Raw genomic sequence first — 17,232 nt, forward strand, 5'->3', positions numbered from 1 at the left:
GCTGACGACGCGGCGGACGCCGGGGTCGGGGCCGGTGCATCGGGCGCTGAAGATCGGGTTCGGGGGCGGGATCCGTGAGGCGCCGCTGTTCGCGGCGGTGCACCAGGGGATCTTCGAGAAGCACGGACTGAAGGTCGAGGTGATCAAGACCGGGTCCGATGAGATCAAGGATGCGGTCGGGGCCGGGAAGCTGGATGCCGCGCCCGGAATCTTCTTCTCCTGGTTGAAGCCGATCGAGCAGGGGATCGACGCCAAGCTGGCGGCCGGACTGCACGAGGGGTGCCTGCGGATCATCGTGCCGACCGACAGCCCGATCAGGTCGATCGCGGAGCTGCGGAACAAGACCATCGGGGTCGCGGCGATCGGCGATTCGTCCATGTCGTTCTTCTCCCTGGACCTGCTCGACGCGGGGATCAACCCGAGTCAGGACGTGGAGTGGCGGGTGTTCCCCGGCGACCAGCTGGGCGACGCGCTCGCACGCGGCGAGATCCAGGCGGTCGCGGGCAGTGACCCGAACGCGCTGCTGCCGACGCTGAAGGGCAAGGCGCGCGAGCTCACCAATAATCAGCAGGGCGCGAATCGCGAGCTGTTCTGCTGCGCGACCGCCGTCAACGGGAAGCTGCTGCGCGAGGATCCGGAGACCGCGCGGGCGCTGGTCACGGCCTGGGCGGAGGGCAGCCGCTGGGTGGGCGCCAACCTGAGCCGGACCGCGGCGCTCGAGGTGGACAACAAGTATGTGGCGGCGGATCTCACGGTCGTGGAATCGACGCTGAAGACCTACGGCTACAACCCGTCCGCGGTGAAGTTCAAGCCGGAGATCACGCCGGGCATCGAGAAGTTCGCCAAGACCGGGTATCTCGATCGCAAGACCGATGCGCGGCGGCTCGCCGACAAGGTGTACGCCGATCTGGGGCTGACGTGGTGACGACCGCTCCGGCGGAAACCGTTGCGGGCCAGGAGAAGACGGCGGCACCGGTCGCTGGCGCGGTCCGGTACCCGCCGACCGTCGGGTTCGTGACGGCCTGGTCGCTGTGGGTACTCACGGCGACCGTGACACTTCTGGTGCCGGATCGGCTCACGGCCGCCGCGCCGACGGCGGCCGGAATCATCTTCGCGACAGCCGCTTTCGGGTTGACCGCCTGGGCGGTGATCGCCTTCAACAGTCGCGCCGCCACGGTGCGGTTGCGGCACTGGACGCCCTGGATCGGCGTGGTCGCCGCGTGGATCCTGGTGTGGGAGTACAGCACCGCGAAGACCGGCTGGCTCGAGCCGCCCCATTTCGCGTCACCGCAGCAGATGCTGCTGGTGTTCTGGGAGGACGGCGGCCTGTTGCTGTCGTGCACCTGGCATTCGCTGTTGCTGCTGGTGACGGGATTCTCGATCGGCGCGGTGGGCGGGCTGCTCACCGGGATCGCCACCGGATGGTCGAAAAACGTTGCGTACTGGACGCATCCGATACTGCTGACCCTCGGGCCGGTGCCGCCGGCGACCATTCTGCCGCTGGTGTTCATCCTGTTCCCGAGCACCTATCTCGGCAGTGTCTTCATGGTGGCGCTGGGCGTGTGGTTCCCGGTCTCGTTCCTCACCCGGGTGGGCGTCTCGGGCGTGGCGCGCGGGTATTTCGATGTGGCGCAGACACTGGGCGCGTCGAATCGCTTCCTGATCTGGCGGGTGGCGGTGCCGGGCGCGCTGCCGAGCATTTTCACCGGCCTGTTCATGGGATTGTGCGCCTCGCTGACCGCGCTGGCGGTGGCCGAACTGCTCGGCGTGAAGAACGGGCTGGGCTGGTACATCCAGTGGACCAAGGGCTGGGCCGCCTATCCGCGCATGTACGCGGCGATCGTGATCATGATCGTGGTGTGCTGCACCGCGATCGTCGGATTGCTCCGGCTGCGCAATCGCGCACTGGCCTGGCAGAAGGATCTGGTGCGATGGTGAGCGACGGGATCGCGATCGACATCGACGGTGTGTCACACCAGTTCTCGGTGGCCGGGCCGCGCAAGCGCACCGTGCTGGATCGGGTGCTGGGTAGGCCCGCGCCGGTGCCGACCCAGGCGCAGGAATTGGGGCGGCTGCGGGTACTGACCGATATCTCGCTGCGCATCGAGCCGGGGCAGTTCGTGGCGTTGCTCGGGCCGTCAGGGTGCGGAAAATCGACGCTGCTGCGATTGCTGGCCGGACTGGAACGGCCGTCGCGGGGCACGCTGCTCGCGGACGGGCAGGCCATCACCGGGCCGGATCCGCACCGCGCCTTGATGTTTCAGGATCCGACCCTGTACCCGTGGCGGACGGTCGAGCAGAACGTGGCGCTCGGACCACAGGCGCGCGGCGCGCTGGACACCGAGCGGATCGCCGAGGCACTCGAACTCGTCGGACTGCACGGCTTCCGGGATTCCTATCCGGCGCAGCTGTCCGGCGGTATGGCGCAGCGGGTGGCGCTGGCGCGGGCGCTGGTGAATTCGCCGCGGCTGTTCCTGCTGGACGAACCGCTGGGCAAGCTCGACGCGCTGACCCGCGCCACGCTCCAGGGTGAGATCGCGCGGTTGTGGGAGCGTGATCGTTTCACCGCCGTGCTGGTCACCCATGATGTCGACGAGGCGCTGCGGCTGGCCGACCGGGTGGTGGTGTTCACGCCGCGGCCCGGAAAAGTGGTGCGCGACTTGCCGATCGAGCTGCCGCGCCCGCGTGATCACGATGATCCCGAGTATCTACGACTGCGCCGAGAGCTGTTCACCGCGCTCGGCGAGACAGGCAGGGCTGCCGCATGACCAGTGCTACCACGCGAGCCGCGGGCGTGTTCGACTCCGTCGCGGACGCGATCGGGCATACGCCGCTGGTGCGGCTGAACCGGGTGACCGACGATATCCGGGCCACCGTCTACGTCAAGCTGGAATACCTGAATCCCGGTGGGAGCGTCAAGGATCGGGCCGCGCTCGGGATGCTGCTGGCGGCGGAACGGGACGGGGAACTGCGACCCGGCGGAACCGTGGTCGAGGCGAGCTCCGGCAATACCGGACTCGGCCTGGCCGCATTGGCGGCGGCGCGCGGCTACCGGACGGTGGTCGTGGTGCCGGACCGGGTGAGCGAGGAGAAGAAGGCGCTGCTGCGGGCGCACGGGGCCGAGGTGCACGAGACGCCGGGACTGCGGCCGGTGGATCATCCCGAGCATCTGCGGTCGGTGGCCTTGCGGCTGACCGCGGAGATTCCGGGGGCGTGGTTCGCCGGGCAGTACGACAATCCCGCCAATCCGGCCGCGCACCGCGCCACCACCGGACCCGAGATCTGGGACCAGACCGACGGGCGCGTCACGCATTTCGTGGCGGGCGTGGGCACGGGCGGGACCATTACCGGGACCGGCGAGTACTTGAAGGAAGCCTCCGGCGGCGCCGTGCGGGTGATCGGGGCCGACCCGGTGACCTCGGTGTACGGCGGTGGCGACGGGCGCATCTGGTACGTCGAGGCGGTCGGGCACTTCCTGCATCCGGAGACCGCGGTCGACGAATGGCCGGAGTCGTATCACACGGATGTGGTGGACGGGATCGAGCGGATTCCGGATGCCGAGGCGCTGCGGGTGCTGCACCGGGTCGCGCGGGAAGAGGGCCTGCTGCTGGGTGGTTCGTCGGGGACGTCCATCGCGGCGGCGCTGCGGATCGCGCGGACACTGGGGCCCGAGGATGTGGTGGTGGTCGTCGCGCCGGACTCGGGGCAGGCCTACCTGTCGAAGTACTACAACGACGAATGGCTTGGGAGCCTGGGCTTTCCGCTCACCGGCGAAGTCGACGGGCCGACCGTCGGCGCGGTGGTGAGCGAACTCGATCTCGACACCGATCTGGCGGCCGTGCCCTCCGGCGCGACCTTGGCCGAGGCACGAGCGTTGCTCGGTGATCGAGCCGCGTTGCCGGTTGTCCTGCAGCGCAGTGCATCCGGGCCGACCGTGGTGGCCGAGGTGCTCGGGTCGATCACCGCCGAGAGCCTGGCCGCCGCACCCGAGACCGACCCGGTCGCCGAGCATCTCGGCGCGGCACTGCCGTTCGTCGGCACGACCGAACCGCTCGCGCGGGCCCTCGCCCGTATCGCCGACCATCCGGGCCCGATCGTCATCGCACACGAGGGCCGGGCCATCGCGGTCGTCGACCGCGCACGACTCATCGAGAACACAGAACAGAAAGAAACACAGTGACATTCGCACGTTTGACCGCCACCGCGAGCCTCGTCGCGGGACTCGGACTCCTGGGAGCCGGGACGGCCGCGGCGCATGTCGGGGTCAGCGCGCCCGAGGCCGAACCGGGCGGGTTCGCGGTGGTGACGGTGCGGGTGCCGACCGAGTCGGCGACCGCGGGCACCGTGAAGCTGGAAATCACACTGCCGCAGGATCATCCGCTCGCAGTCGTGCGCAATGAGGCCGTCGCCGGATGGGATGTGACGCAGAAGCGCGCCACCCTGGCCACACCCGTGGACAACGGGCACGGCGGCAAGGTCACCGACTACGTTTCCAGCGTCACCTTCACCGCGAAGGAGGGCGTCGCGATCCGCCCCGGCGAGTTCGGGGAGTTCAAACTGCAGGTGGGGCCGCTGCCGCACACGGCCGAACTCGTGTTCCCGGCCATTCAGACCTACAGCGACGGCAGCGTGGTGTCCTGGATCGAGCGGTCCTCCGACGGCACGGCTCCCGACAAACCCGCCCCGGTTCTGAAACTGTCGGCCGCGCACGACGGTGCGCACGGCCAGCCCGCCGCCGCGCCGGAAACGGCATCGGCCCACCGGGATTCACGCACGCAGCGCCGACTGGCCGAGGTGGCCCTGGTCGTCGCCATCGGTGCGCTGGCCTTGTCCGCCGCACCGAAATTCCGGCGCTTCCGCACTCGGGAATGATCGCGAGACGGGCGGTCGTCGCGCTACTGCTCGCCTTGGGGCTGGGGATAACCGGCCTGTTCTCCGGTGCCGCACCGGCATTCGCGCATGCGGTGCTGGTGGGCAGCGACCCCGGGTACGGGGCGATGGTGGAGCACTCGCCCGCGCGAGTATCGATCACCTTCGACGAACCGGTGACGGCGGCGCAGAACGCGGTCACGGTCACCGACCGCGATGGGGCGCGCGCCGATGGCGGTGCGACCGAGAGCTCCGACGGCGGCCGGACGATCGTGGTGCCACTGCGATCCGGCCTCGCCGACGGGACCTACCTGCTCGGCTGGTCGCTACTCTCGGCCGACGGTCATGTGGTGGCGGGTTCGATCGTCTTCGGGATCGGCGTCCCGCCCGACCTGACGGTCACGGACGCTCCACCCGATCCGCTGATCGCCGCGCTGGAGGCGGTGGTGCGACTGCTGACGGCGCTCGGCTACGCGGGAATCGCATTGGCCGTCGGCATTCCACTCGCGGCACGGTTGGTGTGGCCGAATGCGGCGCGGGAAAGGGCGATCGCTCAGCTTGTTCGCCTCGGCGCGACCACCACCGTCGTCACCGCGCTGGCGACCTTCGCCGTCCTCCCCGGGCGACTCGGGGGTGCGGCGGGCTGGGGCGAACGAGGGGTCTGGATACAGTCGGCGACCTCACTGGTCGGCGCGGCGCTACTGGCCAGGGCGGTGGGCGCGTCAGCCCTCGCATACTTCGCGACCGCACCGGGAGTGCTCGCGGGGTGGGCCGAGCGAAGCTACCGGCAGGTGCCGCAGAGCAGCCATGTCGCTCCGGCACGCGTTTCAGCGGCGGCGGCGTTAGCCGGCGGCGGGATTGTGGTGCTGTCCACGGCAGCCTCCGGCCATGCGGTCGCGGGTGAATACCGTTGGGCAGCAGTGACGTCGGGCGTATTGCACGTGATCGCCATGGCGCTGTGGGTCGGCGGTGTAGCGCTGGTCGGATTGGCCTGGCGCACATCGCGGCGAGCCGAGGTGGTGGCGAGGTTTGGGTCGGTCGCGGCCGGGGCGGTGGCGGTGCTGGTGGTCAGCGGGGTGTTCCAGAGCTGGCGTGCGGTGAGTCCGGTCGAGGCGCTGTGGCATACCTCGTGGGGGCTGCTGTTGCTGGTGAAAATCGCGCTGGTCGCGATCGCGGTGGGAACGGCGTTGGTGGTGCGGTGGATTGCGGTCTCCGGCCCGGATACGGGCTCGGCGAGGCGGTTTCGCTGGTGGGGGTCGGCTCGAGCGGGTAGCGGGCCGCGGGCGGTGCGTTTCGAGTTGGGAGCGCAGGTCGCGGTGTTGGTGGTGACCGCGTTGCTGACCGGGGTCGCGCCCGCGCGGGACACCTACGATCCGGCAGTGCGGCTGGACGCGGTGGTCGGGCCGCTGCGGGCCGAGGTGGACGTGGACGGAGCCCATGCCGGGCGGCAGGAATTCACTGTGCGGCTGCGGGATTCGGCCGGAACGGCCGTCGACGCACTCGAGGTGACCGGGCGGTTGGAGCGGGTGGGCGACGCAGCCGGTCCGGTCGAGGTGGTGTTCCGGCGAGTGGAGCCCGTCGAGCTCGGCCCGGATCACTTCGTGTCCAGGCCGGTGCGGGTGCCGCTGGCGGGGGAGTGGCGGCTGCGGCTGACCGTGGTGGCGGATCGCACGAATGCCTACGCCGCCACGGTGCCGTATCGGGTGTGGTGAGGGTCAGGAGACCAGGCCGCGGCCGGTGGTGAGGGGGAGGTCCATGGCGGTCAGCAGCCCGGGCCGGGCCTCGACCACCGCCGGGACGGCGCTGACCAGGCGGGCCGCCGTACCGACGATGCCCGCCTCGGCGTGGTCGCCGTTGCTGTAGAGCTGGAGGTCGAGGAGGTAGTCGGGCTCGCCCTGGACTTCCACTCGGTAGCAACCCTTTCCGGCCGGTTGCGGCCAGTCCGGGGCCAGGTCGGGATGCAGGCGGGTGGTGTGTTCGAGGGTGAGGATCTCGCGGCCCTTGCTGACGCCGTGCACCTGGAAGCGGAGGGCGGCGGCGGTGCCCTCGGCGATGGTGTGGCTGCCCACCTTCAGCTCCTCGGTGGCGGGGAGCCGCTCGAAATGCTGTGTGACGGAATCCAGTTCGATATCCAGGGCGGCGGCGAGCTGGCGGATGACGCTGCCCCACGCGAGGGTGAGGACGCCCGGCTGCAGGAGCAGCGGGAGCTCGGCCAGGGCGCTGCCGAAGCCCATGATGTCGAACAGGACCTTGGGATTGTCGTAGGTGGAGTAGTCCATCACCTCCGAGCAGATGATCTTGTCGATCCGCTCGGAGCCGCTGGTCAGCAGCAAGGGCAACCAGTCGTTGGCCCAACCGGGATCGATGCCGTTGACCCACAGCGAGGCGCCGCCCTCGGTGGCGGCCTCGATGATCGGGGCGATGGCCTCGTCGGGCAGGGTGCCGTAGGGGAATTGCAGGAAGACCGGGCTGCTGGAGATGACATTGATGCCGGCGCGCAGGAAGGTCTTCAGATCCTCCACCGCTTCCATGAGCCGGTCGTCGGCCATGGCGGTGTGGATGATGCAGTCGGGTTTCAGGGCGAGCAGCGCGGCGGCGTCCCGGGTCGCGGTGACGCCGATTTCGCGGTCGAGACCGGCCAGCTCGCCGGCGTCTTTACCCGCTTTCTCGGCGCTGGAGACCCAGATGCCGACCAGTTCGAGTTCCGGGCGGGCGATGATGGAGCGCAGCGTGCGGCGGCCGACATTGCCCGTGCTCCACTGGACTACGCGATAGGTCATGGGAAAGCTCCTGGAGTTCAGTGGATTACAGATCCGGAATGGGGAGATCCAGGTTCGGCGAATCGATGCCGCCGTCCACCTCGAGCACCTTGCCGGTGACATAGCCGCCCGCGCGCGAACTCAGGTAGACGATGGCGGCGGCGATCTCCCACGGCTCGCCGAGGCGGTGCAGCGGGGTGGCGTCCTCCATCTGCTTCTTGATCTCGGGTTGCTGGGCAACGACTTCCAGCGCGGAGGTGAGCACCGAACCGACCGCGATGGCATTGACCCGAATGCGCGGGGACAGATCGGTGGCGGCCAGCCGGGTCCAATGCGCGAGGGCGGCCTTGGCGGTGCCGTAGGCGAGGAAGCCGCGCCCGGCCGAGATGCCCATGCGGGAGGAGATGTTCACGACCGAGCCGCCGTCGTTCTTCAGCATGTGCGGCACCGCGGCCTGGGTCAGGGCGTGCGCGGTGGAGACATTGAAACGGAATGCCTCTTCGAGGAATTCGGTGCTGGTGGTGAGGAAGGTGTTGGGCATGGTGCCGCCGACATTGTTGACCACGATGTCGAGGCGGCCGAGTTCGGCGGCCGCGGTCTCGGCCAAGGCGGTGACGGCGGAGAGGTCCGACAGGTCGGCGGGGACGGTGACCGCGCGGCGACCGAGGGCGCGGATCTTGCCCGCCACCTCGTCGAGCTGGGATTCGGTGCGGGCCGAGATGGCCACGTCCGCACCGGCTTCGGCGAGGGCGAGGGCGGTGGCGGCGCCGATGCCGCGGCCCGCGCCGGTCACGACGGCCACGCGGCCGTCCAGTCGGAAGGTGTCCAGGATCATCGCGAATTCAGTCCTTCTGGGTGACGACAGTCACAAGGAGCTTTAAGCAATAATTCTTAACCGTCAAGGAGGAGTTCTTTATGCGCTGGTGAACGGCTATCGTGCAGGCTGTGGGAGTTACCGACGCGCGGGAGCGCATCATTCTCGCGGCCGAGCGGCTGATCGCCGAGCGCGGGCAGACGGTGCCGCTGCGCGATATCGCCGCGGCCGCCGAGCAGCGAAACAATTCGGCCATCCAGTACCACTTCGGGAATCGCGACGGGCTGATCCTGGCCGTGGTCGAATACCGGCTCGCCACCCTGGAAGTGCGGCGGCTGGAACTGCTCGCCGAACAGGCGGGCGCGGGCGCGACCGGTGTGCACGATCTGCTCGAGGCGCTGGTGATTCCGATGCTGGAACTGAGCGACCGGCACGGAATCCACTACTACGCACGGTTTCTCGAACAGATCCACACCCATCCGGCGGTCAATGACGCCGCCAATCTGGACTCCGCGCGGCGCACGTCGGTGCGGGTGATCATGCGGCAGCTGGAGCGGGAACTCACCGAGCTGCCGAAACGATTGCGGCTGCGGCGATTACGGGCACTGCCCACGGTGCTGTTCGCGCTGCTGGCCGACCATGAGCGCGCGGTGGAGGCGGGGCGCGTCACCGCGGGCGACGTGGCGGCTTGGGGGGAGATCGTCGACATGCTCGCCGGGGTGCTGACGGCGCCCGTGGTCGAACGCTCGGTGCGGTGAACCACCGCCGCTGCGGGAGTGCGAAGTTCGGTGCGACCTGGCAGGTGGGCGGTGGTGCCGCTACCGTTGATGGTCGTGGATACCACGGCAGCGGCCCTCGAATCGCCCACTCGCCCGCGGTGGCTCGGCGTCGGGCTACCGCTGCTGGCGGGCGGCGCGGTGGCGGGTGGGTTGGCGCTGCTGCACTTCCGGGATCCCCATCAATCGGGTGCGTACGGGTACTGCCCGTTCTATGAATTGACCGGATGGTGGTGCCCGGGCTGCGGCGGGCTGCGCGGACTGCACAACCTCACCGAAGGCCACATCCTCGACGCCATTCACAGCAATGTGCTGCTGCTGCCGCTGATACTGGGCTTCATCGCCTGGTGGGGAACCTGGCTGCGGCGCGGCTGGCGCGGCAATCCGACGCCGCCGCGACTACCGCAGGTCCTGCCCAAGTCGGCGATGTGGATCGCGCTCGCCTTCCTCATTGTCTTCACCGTTGTGCGGAACACGCCGTGGGGAAGTTGGATAGCGCCGGTTTAGGCGGGGCATGCTCTGCGTATGAGCTCACTGAAGGAACGCGTGCGCGAGAAGCTGGTCCGTCAGCTCGCCGAGGACGGGCCGCCGGATCCGGATCAGGACGACACCCGGCAGGTCTCGGTCCAGGACGACCTGGACCTGCTGGACGCCGTGGCCGATGACGATCCGCTGATCGAAGAACTCGCGGCCCGATACCTGGTGGCGTAGCTCAGAATCCGCAGGGCGCCGCGCCCTCGGCCGAACTGCCGAACGGGCGGGTCTCCGGCACCGGGTTCCAATGTCCCTCGGTGCGGGCGTAATTCCAGCTCGGGCCGTTCTCGACCAGGGTGGAGACGGCGTCGATCAGCCGGTCCACGTCGGCGGCCGTGGTGCCCAGGCCGATGCTGGCGCGCAGGGCGGCGTCGACACCGAGGCGGGCAAGCAGCGGGTGCGCGCAGAAACGGCCGTCGCGCACGCCGATGCCGTGCTCGGCGGAGAGGTAGGCGGCGACCTGACCGGGCTCGAACCCGTCGATGGTGAAGGCGACAATGCCGACGGCGTCGGTGCTGTCGCGGAAGACGCGCAGGAAGTTCACGCCCGGAACGGTTTTCAGGCCGTAGCGCAGCCGGTGGGTCAGGTACTGCTCGTGCTCGATGACGGTGGTCTCGTCCAGCTCGGCGAGGGCGTCGCAGGCGGCGGCCAGGGCCGCGACGCCGAGCACGTTCGGCGAACCGGCCTCGTGCCGCTGCGGGGCCGGGGCCCAGTCGACGCCGTCGGTGGTGACCGAGCGGACCGCGCCGCCGCCGGCCAGGTACGGCTCGGCCGCGTCCAGCCAGTCGCGGCGGCCGACCAGGACGCCCGCGCCGAACGGGGCGTAGGCCTTGTGGCCGGAGAAGGCCAGGTAGTCGATGCCGGTGGTCTGGAGATCGATGCGGCGGTGCGGGGCCAGCTGGGCGGCGTCCACCAGGATGCGGGTGCCGCACTGGTGCGCGATCCAGGCCAGCCGCTCCAGCGGCAACAGTTCACCGGTCACATTGGAGGCGCCCGTAACCGCGAGCAGCGCAGCGGGTTTCGAGCACAGCTCGGCGACCAGGCGCTGGATGGTCTCCTCGATGGTGTCGGCGACCGGCACGACCCGGCGGCCGTTACGGGTCCAGGGCAGGAAGTTGGCGTGGTGCTCGACATCCAGCACCACGGTGTCACCGGGAACACACGAGGCCAGCAGGTTCAGCGAGTCGGTGGTGTTGCGAGTGAACACCACGACCTGGTCGTCGGCCGCGTTCAGGAACCGGGAGACCGAACCGCGGGCGGACTCGTAGCAGTCGGTGGAGACCCGGGAGGCGTAGCCCGCGCCGCGGTGCACGCTGGCGTAGAACGGCAGCAGCTCGGCGACCCGGTCGGTGACCTGCTTCAACGCGGGTGCGCTGGCGGCGTAGTCGAAGTTGGCGTAGCCGATCGTCCCGCCCTGAACCAGCGGCACCCGCAGGTCACAGCCGGAAACGGTGGCGAGGGGGGCACAGGTCTGTTCGGCGAATGCGGTCATCACGAAATCCCATCGGGTTCATGGACACGCGATCGGTGAGAGAGGTCGATCGAGAGTCCGCGCTTGCCGCACCCGGTCGGGCGACGGCCCGGTCGTCACCCGGAGCACCCCACCGCGGAGGAGGGTTGCCGACCAGCTAGCCGGGGCTTGACGCTGGTACTCATGACCTGATTTGAGAGGTTGGCAGATCGGCTCGGGTGTTGTCAACCCCGGCCCGGGCTGTGATGAACGGCACGGGTGTCCCGGAAAAATCATCCGAAAGTTGGATCGGGTGGGCCGCAAAGTTCGAATCGCGAGATCGTTGCTGAGGCGTACGGTTGGAGGGAAAGTTAGGGTAGCCAAAGTGGGGTGCCCCGGAGTTGATCACGAGGAGCGCGACCATGTTGGACACCAGCACCCCGTTCTCGACGCTCATTCGCACCGCGACCGAGCAGCAGCACAACGAGGCGGAGCACTCCACCTTCATGCGCGACATGCTCACCGGGCAGCTCGGCGTCGACGCCTTCAATCGCTACACCGGCCAGCTCTGGTTCGTCTACGAGGCGCTCGAAAAGCATTCCGCCGCACTGGCTTCCGATCCGGTCGCGGGTCCGTTCGTCAAACCCGAACTGGCGCGGCTGGCCGCGCTGGAGGCCGATCTGACCTATCTCGGCGGTGCGGACTGGCGCGACGAGCTGATCCCGCTGCCCGCCACCGCCGCCTACGCCGCGCGCATCGAGGAGTGCGCGAGCGAGTGGCCCGCCGGTTACGTCGTGCACCACTACACCCGCTACCTGGGCGATCTCTCGGGCGGCCAGGTCATTCGCGGCACCGCCGAGAAGCTGTGGAACCTGCCCAAGAAGGGCGACGGCGTGCGGTTCTACGTCTTCGACGACATCTCCAATCCGGCCGCGTTCAAGCGCGAGTACCGCGAGGCCCTGGACCAGCTTCCCCTTGACGGTTCGGAGGTCGATCGCGTGCTCGACGAGGCGCGACTGGCGTTCACGATGAACACCGATCTGTTCCGTGAACTGGGCGCGGAGTTCAGCGCGCGGAACTGAAAACCCCTAGCCCAGGCGGCCGTCGGTCCCGTTCATCAGGCGGGTCGGCGGCTTTCGCCATTCGGGTGAAGTGCGTCGGCCCTGTTCGTCGGGGGCAGGGCCGACGGCGGCACCTCTTGCGCCGGCAGGATTCGTGAGCTGCCATGGATGGCATGAGTTTTCCGCTGCTGATGAGTTTCATCGGGTTGTGTGTGCTACTGGCGCTCACGCCCGGCCCGGATACCTTTCTGGTACTGCGGTTTTCGATGGGCGGATCGCGACCCGGGATCGCGGCGGCGATCGGTTCGGCGTTCGGCGGGATCGTGTGGGCGACCGTGGTGGCGGCGGGAGTGGCGGCGCTGCTGGAGCAGTCGGCGACCGCTTATCGCACGCTGAAGGTGATCGGCGGAATCTACCTGTTGTACTTGGGGATTCGGGCGCTGATCGATCATCGGCGGGCACGGATGGAGGATGCCGAGGCGGAAGTCGAGCCGGGGCAGGGCAAGCCCGCCACGGTTCGCTCGGCGTTCGCCGCGGGATTGCTGTCCTGCGTCTTCAATCCGAAGGTCGGACTGTTCTATCTCGCGGTGCTGCCGCAGTTCCTGAACCACGTCACGTTCGCGAACACGCTCACCCTCGGGGCGATCGAATCCACCATCGCCGCAATCGAAATGATCCTGCTGGCGGTGGCGGCCGCGCGGGCGGTGGCCCTGCTGAAGCGGCCGAAGATCCGGTCCGGGCTGGAACAGGCGAGCGCGGCGATTCTGGCGGCGCTGGGCATCGGCACCGCAGGCTCGGCGGTCGCCTAGTAATTCAGTCGGCGATCTCCGCGCGGTGGTACGCGCCGTTGTAATAGACCAGCGGGCCGACCGCCGGGGAGTTCTCGGTGTTGTCGTGCACCTGGGTGACCAGGCCGATGACGAGGGTGTGATCGCCGATCGGGATCAGCTGGTGGACCGTGGCCCGGACCCAGATGGGGGTGCCGTGCAGCACGGGCTCGCCGGTGCTCAGTTCGGTCCACAGCGACCGGTCGCTGAAGCGCTCCTCGGCGGACCGGCTGAAGCGCTGCGCCAGATGCTTCTGATGCTCGCCCAGGAAGTGCACGACCATCGATTCGGCCCGCAGCATCCCCTCCAGGCTGGAGGAGGTCTCGGCGATATTGAACGAGATGAGCGGCGGCTGGGCCGAGAGCGAGGCGAACGAGGTGGCGGTGAAGCCGACCGGACCGCTGTCGGAGTTCAGGGTGACGATGGTGACGCCGGCCGGATAGTGCCGCATGGCGGCGCGATACTGCTGCGCGGTTATGCCGCTCAGGTCGTCGGGCACGTGTAGCTCGGTGCCGGGCGTCGGTGAATCACTCACGTCACGAACCTACGTGGTCGAGCGCCCGGTTATTCCGCGCTGTTAGAAATCGCTCAGGTGTCCCAGCTCAGTCCACGTCGATGGCCAGCCCCGCCGTGATCCGCACCAGCTCGCCGAAGGTGGTGCGGAACAGCGTGTTCGGATGCCCCGCCGCCGCCCACAGCTCCCGATGCTGCGCCAGCGCGTTGTCGATGAAGGTGGGCAGATTGGTGGGATGCCCGAGCGGGGCGACGCCGCCGATGGGCTGCCCGGTCACCTCGCGGACCATAGCCGCGGGTGCGCGGGACAGGGTGCCCTCGAGTCGCTGCCCGGTGCGGCCCAGGTTCACCTGGTGCGCGCCGGAGACCAGCAGCAGGACCGGATCGTCGTCGAGCAGGAAGACCAGCGATTTGGTGATGGCCCCGACGGTCACGCCGAGGGCCTCGGCCGCTTCCTGCGCCGTATGGGTGGGAGTGGGCTGAGTGATGATCACACCGTGATGGCCGCGCGCTATCAAAGTATCGGAGACCTTCGACGCGACCGGTGGCAGCGACCTGCGCATGGCAACCAGGGTAGAGCGATTGCGGTGAATGTGCGGGGGATCAGTAGTCGGGGTAGCCCTCCTCCGGGCCGAGCAGCTCGGCCAGGCGGGCGCGCACGATCGGGGCCAACTCGGGGACGCCGTGTCGCGAAACGGCCTGGTGCGCACAGGAATCGAAGACCCGTTCCAGATCCACCCGGGAGAGCGCGTGCAGCTCCGCGACGGCGGCCGTGAGCAGTGCCTCGTGGCCGGGATACGGGCGGCCGTCGGCGATCTTCTGGGCCCAGGTGACATTGCAGCAGCAGGCGTACAGGGCGTGGATGGCGCGCAGGCGGGAGAGGGAATTGAAGCGGTCGAGGCCGATTCCGTGATGCATCAACATCGTGACCTCACAAACGAGAGGAACAGAATGTGCTCAGGTTCTGATGGTCCGTCCGAAAGGGCCCGGAAGGGACTGGGACACAGCAGATTTAGCACAGCATTAACACCGCCCTGCCGGGCCGCCCGCACCCCCGATACGCTGGACCGATGACCGAATGGAAGGCTTTCGAGGTCGAAAGCAAGGACCACATCGCCCAGGTGACGCTCACCGGTCCCGGCAAGGGCAATGCCATGGGCCCCGACTTCTGGCGTGAGCTGCCGCTCGTCTTCGGCGAACTCGACGCCGACCCGGAGGTGCGCGCCATCGTGCTCACCGGTTCCGGCAAGCACTTCTCCTACGGCTTGGACCTGCCCGCCATGAGCCCGCTGTTCGGTCCGCTGCTGGCCGACAAGGCGCTGGCCGGGCCGCGCACCGACTTCCTCAAGCACGTCCGCAGCATGCAGGACTCGGTCACCGCGGTCGCCGACTGCGCCAAGCCGGTCATCGCGGCCATCTCCGGCTGGTGCATCGGCGGCGGGCTGGACCTGATCGCCGCCGCGGATGTCCGGCTGGCCAGCGCGGACGCGCAGTTCAGTCTGCGCGAGGCCAAGGTGGCGATCGTCGCGGACATCGGCTCGCTGCACCGGCTGCCCGGGATCATCGGCGAGGGGCATGTGCGCGAACTCGCCTACACCGGCAAGGACATCGACGCGGCGCGGGCCGAGAAGATCGGACTCGTCAACGACGTGTACGAGGATCAGGCGGCCGTGCTCGACGCCGCGCACGCCATGGCTCGTGAGATCGCGGCCAACCCGCCGCTGGTGGTGCAGGGCATCAAGGATGTCCTCGACCAGCCCAAACGCGGGAAGATAGCGGACGGGCTGCGCTATGTGTCGGCGTGGAACTCCGCGTTCCTGCCCTCGGAGGACCTCACCGAGGCGATCACCGCCGTCTTCGAGAAGCGACCCCCCGAGTTCAAAGGCAAGTAGCCCCTTCGGCTTCAGCCGAAAAAGGATTACATACCTCCGGTTCCCGGCCTATCGTTGGGCGGGGCTGGAGGTTTTTCCATGGCTACATCCGAAGTGAGCGAGTCGACCGGCGAGGACGGCTTCACCCATCGAGAGATACTGGTGATTCTCAGCGGGCTGCTGCTGGGCATCCTGCTCGCGGCGCTCGACCAGACCATCGTGTCCACGGCCATTCGCACCATCGCCGATGACCTGAACGGGTATTCGCTGCAGGCCTGGGCCACGACGGCGTATCTGATCACGGCCACGCTGGCGACGCCGCTGTACGGGAAGCTGTCGGATATGTACGGGCGCAAGCCCTTCTATCTGGCCGCCATCTCGATCTTCCTGACCGGATCGCTGCTGTGCACGTTCTCGCAGTCCATGTACGAACTCGCCGCCTTCCGGGCGATTCAGGGACTCGGCGCGGGCGGGTTGATGTCGCTGGCGCTGACCATCGTCGGCGATATCGTGAGCCCGCGCGAAAGGTCCAGGTACCAGGGCTATTTCCTGGCCGTGTTCGGCACCTCCAGCGTGATCGGGCCGGTGCTGGGCGGGCTGTTCGCCGGACAGCACAGCATTCTTGGCATCGCCGGCTGGCGCTGGGTGTTCCTGGTGAACGTGCCCATCGGGCTGTTCACGCTGGCCGTGGTGACGCGGGTGCTGCACCTGCCGCCGGTCGAGAAATCCCGTGACCGCGTGGACTATTGGGGTGCCGTCATCCTGGCGCTCGGCATCACGCCGCTGCTGATCGTGGCCGAACAGGGCCGCCAATGGGGCTGGGGCAGTGTGCGATCGGTGGTCTGCTTCATCATCGCGGCGGTCGGCGTGGTCGGTTTCGTGGTCGTGGAGGCCGCGCTGGGCGATGCCGCGCTGATTCCGCTGCGCATATTCAAGAACCGGACCTTCGCGCTCGGCGTGGTCATCTCGTTCGTGGTGGGCGCGGGCATGTTCGGCGGAATCCTGCTGCTGCCACAGTATTTGCAGGCCGACCGGGGTGCGAGCCCGATGCTGGGCGGCCTGCAGATGATCCCCATGGTGCTCGGCATGATGATCGGCTCGGTGGTGTCGGGGCAATTGATCTCGCGCACCGGGCATTACCGGATCTACACGCTGCTCGGCTCGGCCATGATCACGGTCGGGCTGTTCCTGCTGCACTACCTGAAGGCCGATACGGCGTTCTGGATCGTGGTGCTGTTCATGCTGTGCGTGGGTTTCGGGCTCGGCAATCTCATGCAGCCGCTGATCGTGGCCCTGCAGAATGCGTTGCCGCCCAGGGACATGGGGGTTTCGACGGCCTCGGCCACCTTCTTCCGGCAGATCGGCGGCACGCTGGGCGCGGCGGTATTCCTGTCGATCCTGTTCGATCGGCTGGGGCCGAACATCCGCTCGCAATTGCTCGAAGCCGGGAAGGATCCGGCGTTCCAGCAGGCCGTCCTGAAGGGCGCGCACGACGGGAATCCGGCGGATATGGCCTTGTCGCAAGGGTTTTTGAACCACGACACCTCGGCGGTGCAGGGCGTGCTGAACGACAGTTCGGTGATTCAGAAGCTCAATCCGGTACTGGCGCAACCGTTCAAGGTCGGCTTCGCGGATTCGCTGTCGACGGTCTTCCTTACCACGTCTGCGGTGACTCTGGTGGCATTCGTGCTGGTGCTGTTCTGGCGCGAAGTGCCGCTGCGCACCACGGCGGGATTGACCACCGCCGAATAAAGCGAA

At 68.4% G+C, this 17,232-nt stretch carries 19 protein-coding genes and 1 riboswitch; of the genes, 13 read left to right on the forward strand and 6 right to left on the reverse strand.

Features of this window, described 5'->3' with window-relative positions; all coding sequences use genetic code 11:
* The 6 genes from ACAM49_RS04205 to ACAM49_RS04230 form a co-directional block, all read left to right on the forward strand.
* Positions 1-925 (forward strand): ABC transporter substrate-binding protein (locus tag ACAM49_RS04205; RefSeq protein ID WP_369634119.1); only part of this gene is annotated, 925 nt, incomplete at its 5' end.
* On the forward strand, positions 922-1,938 hold the full coding sequence (locus tag ACAM49_RS04210) for an ABC transporter permease (RefSeq protein ID WP_369634120.1): 1,017 nt from the start codon (positions 922-924) through the stop codon (positions 1,936-1,938). The genes ACAM49_RS04205 and ACAM49_RS04210, both read left to right, overlap by 4 nt.
* Positions 1,932-2,768 carry an ABC transporter ATP-binding protein gene (locus tag ACAM49_RS04215; protein ID WP_369634121.1) on the forward strand — a complete coding sequence of 279 codons (837 nt, stop codon included), beginning with the start codon at positions 1,932-1,934 and terminating at the stop codon, positions 2,766-2,768. The genes ACAM49_RS04210 and ACAM49_RS04215 overlap by 7 nt, the downstream gene beginning before the upstream one ends.
* Positions 2,765-4,180, forward strand: a complete 1,416-nt coding sequence (locus ACAM49_RS04220) for a pyridoxal-phosphate dependent enzyme (RefSeq protein ID WP_369634122.1) — start codon at positions 2,765-2,767, stop codon at positions 4,178-4,180. The genes ACAM49_RS04215 and ACAM49_RS04220 overlap by 4 nt, the downstream gene beginning before the upstream one ends.
* Positions 4,177-4,872, forward strand: coding sequence for a YcnI family protein (locus ACAM49_RS04225; protein WP_369634123.1), 696 nt, complete (start codon positions 4,177-4,179; stop codon positions 4,870-4,872). Before ACAM49_RS04220 ends, ACAM49_RS04225 begins: the two co-directional genes overlap by 4 nt.
* On the forward strand, positions 4,869-6,581 hold the full coding sequence (locus ACAM49_RS04230; protein ID WP_369634124.1) for a copper resistance protein CopC: 1,713 nt from the start codon (positions 4,869-4,871) through the stop codon (positions 6,579-6,581). The genes ACAM49_RS04225 and ACAM49_RS04230 overlap by 4 nt, the downstream gene beginning before the upstream one ends.
* Before the next feature lie 3 nt (positions 6,582-6,584).
* Here ACAM49_RS04230 and ACAM49_RS04235 read toward each other — a convergent pair whose 3' ends face one another.
* Entirely contained in the window at positions 6,585-7,649 is a 1,065-nt protein-coding gene (locus tag ACAM49_RS04235; RefSeq protein ID WP_369634125.1) for a diacylglycerol kinase, read from the reverse strand.
* Between the two features lie 25 nt (positions 7,650-7,674).
* The gene (locus ACAM49_RS04240) at positions 7,675-8,463 is read right to left on the reverse strand and encodes an SDR family oxidoreductase (protein WP_040802816.1); all 789 of its coding nucleotides are present in this window, start codon (positions 8,461-8,463) and stop codon (positions 7,675-7,677) included.
* Between the two features lie 110 nt (positions 8,464-8,573).
* Here ACAM49_RS04240 and ACAM49_RS04245 point away from each other — a divergent pair, with 110 nt between their 5' ends.
* The 3 genes from ACAM49_RS04245 to ACAM49_RS04255 all read left to right on the forward strand — a co-directional run bounded on the left by ACAM49_RS04245 (position 8,574) and on the right by ACAM49_RS04255 (position 9,929).
* Positions 8,574-9,200: a TetR family transcriptional regulator gene (locus ACAM49_RS04245; RefSeq protein ID WP_369634126.1), complete on the forward strand. Its 627-nt coding sequence runs from the start codon at positions 8,574-8,576 to the stop codon at positions 9,198-9,200.
* Positions 9,201-9,275: 75 nt separating this feature from the next.
* A complete protein-coding gene (locus ACAM49_RS04250) occupies positions 9,276-9,725 on the forward strand; it encodes a DUF2752 domain-containing protein (protein WP_369634127.1) in 450 nt (149 codons plus the stop codon).
* An 18-nt stretch (positions 9,726-9,743) separates the two neighbouring features.
* The gene (locus ACAM49_RS04255) at positions 9,744-9,929 is read left to right on the forward strand and encodes a hypothetical protein (protein WP_369634128.1); all 186 of its coding nucleotides are present in this window, start codon (positions 9,744-9,746) and stop codon (positions 9,927-9,929) included.
* 1 nt (position 9,930) lies between these two features.
* Here ACAM49_RS04255 and ACAM49_RS04260 read toward each other — a convergent pair whose 3' ends face one another.
* Positions 9,931-11,244: an aminotransferase class V-fold PLP-dependent enzyme gene (locus ACAM49_RS04260; RefSeq protein WP_369634129.1), complete on the reverse strand. Its 1,314-nt coding sequence runs from the start codon at positions 11,242-11,244 to the stop codon at positions 9,931-9,933.
* A gap of 54 nt (positions 11,245-11,298) precedes the next feature.
* Positions 11,299-11,412, reverse strand: a riboswitch (SAM riboswitch).
* Positions 11,413-11,624: 212 nt separating this feature from the next.
* On the opposite strand from ACAM49_RS04260, the gene ACAM49_RS04265 reads away from it, so the two are divergent.
* Both ACAM49_RS04265 and ACAM49_RS04270 read left to right on the forward strand, forming a co-directional pair.
* Complete coding sequence (locus tag ACAM49_RS04265; protein ID WP_369634130.1) at positions 11,625-12,284, forward strand: heme oxygenase (biliverdin-producing); 660 nt, start codon at positions 11,625-11,627, stop codon at positions 12,282-12,284.
* A gap of 152 nt (positions 12,285-12,436) precedes the next feature.
* Entirely contained in the window at positions 12,437-13,072 is a 636-nt protein-coding gene (locus ACAM49_RS04270; protein WP_369634131.1) for a LysE family translocator, read from the forward strand.
* A gap of 4 nt (positions 13,073-13,076) precedes the next feature.
* Here the strand turns inward: ACAM49_RS04270 and ACAM49_RS04275 are convergent, their stop codons facing one another.
* The 3 genes from ACAM49_RS04275 to ACAM49_RS04285 form a co-directional block, all read right to left on the reverse strand.
* Complete coding sequence (locus ACAM49_RS04275) at positions 13,077-13,625, reverse strand: flavin reductase family protein (RefSeq protein WP_369634132.1); 549 nt, start codon at positions 13,623-13,625, stop codon at positions 13,077-13,079.
* Between the two features lie 67 nt (positions 13,626-13,692).
* Positions 13,693-14,166, reverse strand: a complete 474-nt coding sequence (locus tag ACAM49_RS04280) for a YbaK/EbsC family protein (protein WP_369634133.1) — start codon at positions 14,164-14,166, stop codon at positions 13,693-13,695.
* A gap of 40 nt (positions 14,167-14,206) precedes the next feature.
* Positions 14,207-14,521 (reverse strand): 2-oxo-4-hydroxy-4-carboxy-5-ureidoimidazoline decarboxylase, encoded by a 315-nt coding sequence (locus ACAM49_RS04285; protein WP_369634134.1) that lies wholly within the window; start codon positions 14,519-14,521, stop codon positions 14,207-14,209.
* Between the two features lie 152 nt (positions 14,522-14,673).
* Between ACAM49_RS04285 and ACAM49_RS04290 the strand changes: the two genes are divergently transcribed.
* Entirely contained in the window at positions 14,674-15,495 is an 822-nt protein-coding gene (locus ACAM49_RS04290; RefSeq protein ID WP_369634135.1) for a crotonase/enoyl-CoA hydratase family protein, read from the forward strand.
* A gap of 78 nt (positions 15,496-15,573) precedes the next feature.
* Positions 15,574-17,226, forward strand: a complete 1,653-nt coding sequence (locus ACAM49_RS04295; RefSeq protein WP_369634136.1) for an MDR family MFS transporter — start codon at positions 15,574-15,576, stop codon at positions 17,224-17,226.
* The last annotated feature ends 6 nt before the right edge of the window (positions 17,227-17,232 follow it).

The sequence above is a fragment of the Nocardia sp. JMUB6875 genome (assembly GCF_041154655.1).
Classification (GTDB): Bacteria; Actinomycetota; Actinomycetes; order Mycobacteriales; family Mycobacteriaceae; genus Nocardia.

Excerpts from the sequence above, each read along its gene's own strand:
- ACAM49_RS04280 (WP_369634133.1), bottom strand. The coding sequence starts at position 14,166 with ATGCGCAGGTCGCTGCCACCGGTCGCGTCGAAGGTCTCCGATACTTTG.
- ACAM49_RS04290 (WP_369634135.1), top strand. The coding sequence starts at position 14,674 with ATGACCGAATGGAAGGCTTTCGAGGTCGAAAGCAAGGACCACATCGCC.
- ACAM49_RS04235 (WP_369634125.1), bottom strand. The coding sequence starts at position 7,649 with ATGACCTATCGCGTAGTCCAGTGGAGCACGGGCAATGTCGGCCGCCGC.
- ACAM49_RS04260 (WP_369634129.1), bottom strand. The coding sequence starts at position 11,244 with ATGACCGCATTCGCCGAACAGACCTGTGCCCCCCTCGCCACCGTTTCC.
- ACAM49_RS04295 (WP_369634136.1), top strand. The coding sequence starts at position 15,574 with ATGGCTACATCCGAAGTGAGCGAGTCGACCGGCGAGGACGGCTTCACC.
- ACAM49_RS04255 (WP_369634128.1), top strand. The coding sequence starts at position 9,744 with ATGAGCTCACTGAAGGAACGCGTGCGCGAGAAGCTGGTCCGTCAGCTC.
- ACAM49_RS04230 (WP_369634124.1), top strand. The coding sequence starts at position 4,869 with ATGATCGCGAGACGGGCGGTCGTCGCGCTACTGCTCGCCTTGGGGCTG.
- ACAM49_RS04265 (WP_369634130.1), top strand. The coding sequence starts at position 11,625 with ATGTTGGACACCAGCACCCCGTTCTCGACGCTCATTCGCACCGCGACC.
- ACAM49_RS04270 (WP_369634131.1), top strand. The coding sequence starts at position 12,437 with ATGAGTTTTCCGCTGCTGATGAGTTTCATCGGGTTGTGTGTGCTACTG.
- ACAM49_RS04240 (WP_040802816.1), bottom strand. The coding sequence starts at position 8,463 with ATGATCCTGGACACCTTCCGACTGGACGGCCGCGTGGCCGTCGTGACC.
- ACAM49_RS04285 (WP_369634134.1), bottom strand. The coding sequence starts at position 14,521 with ATGCATCACGGAATCGGCCTCGACCGCTTCAATTCCCTCTCCCGCCTG.
- ACAM49_RS04220 (WP_369634122.1), top strand. The coding sequence starts at position 2,765 with ATGACCAGTGCTACCACGCGAGCCGCGGGCGTGTTCGACTCCGTCGCG.
- ACAM49_RS04215 (WP_369634121.1), top strand. The coding sequence starts at position 1,932 with ATGGTGAGCGACGGGATCGCGATCGACATCGACGGTGTGTCACACCAG.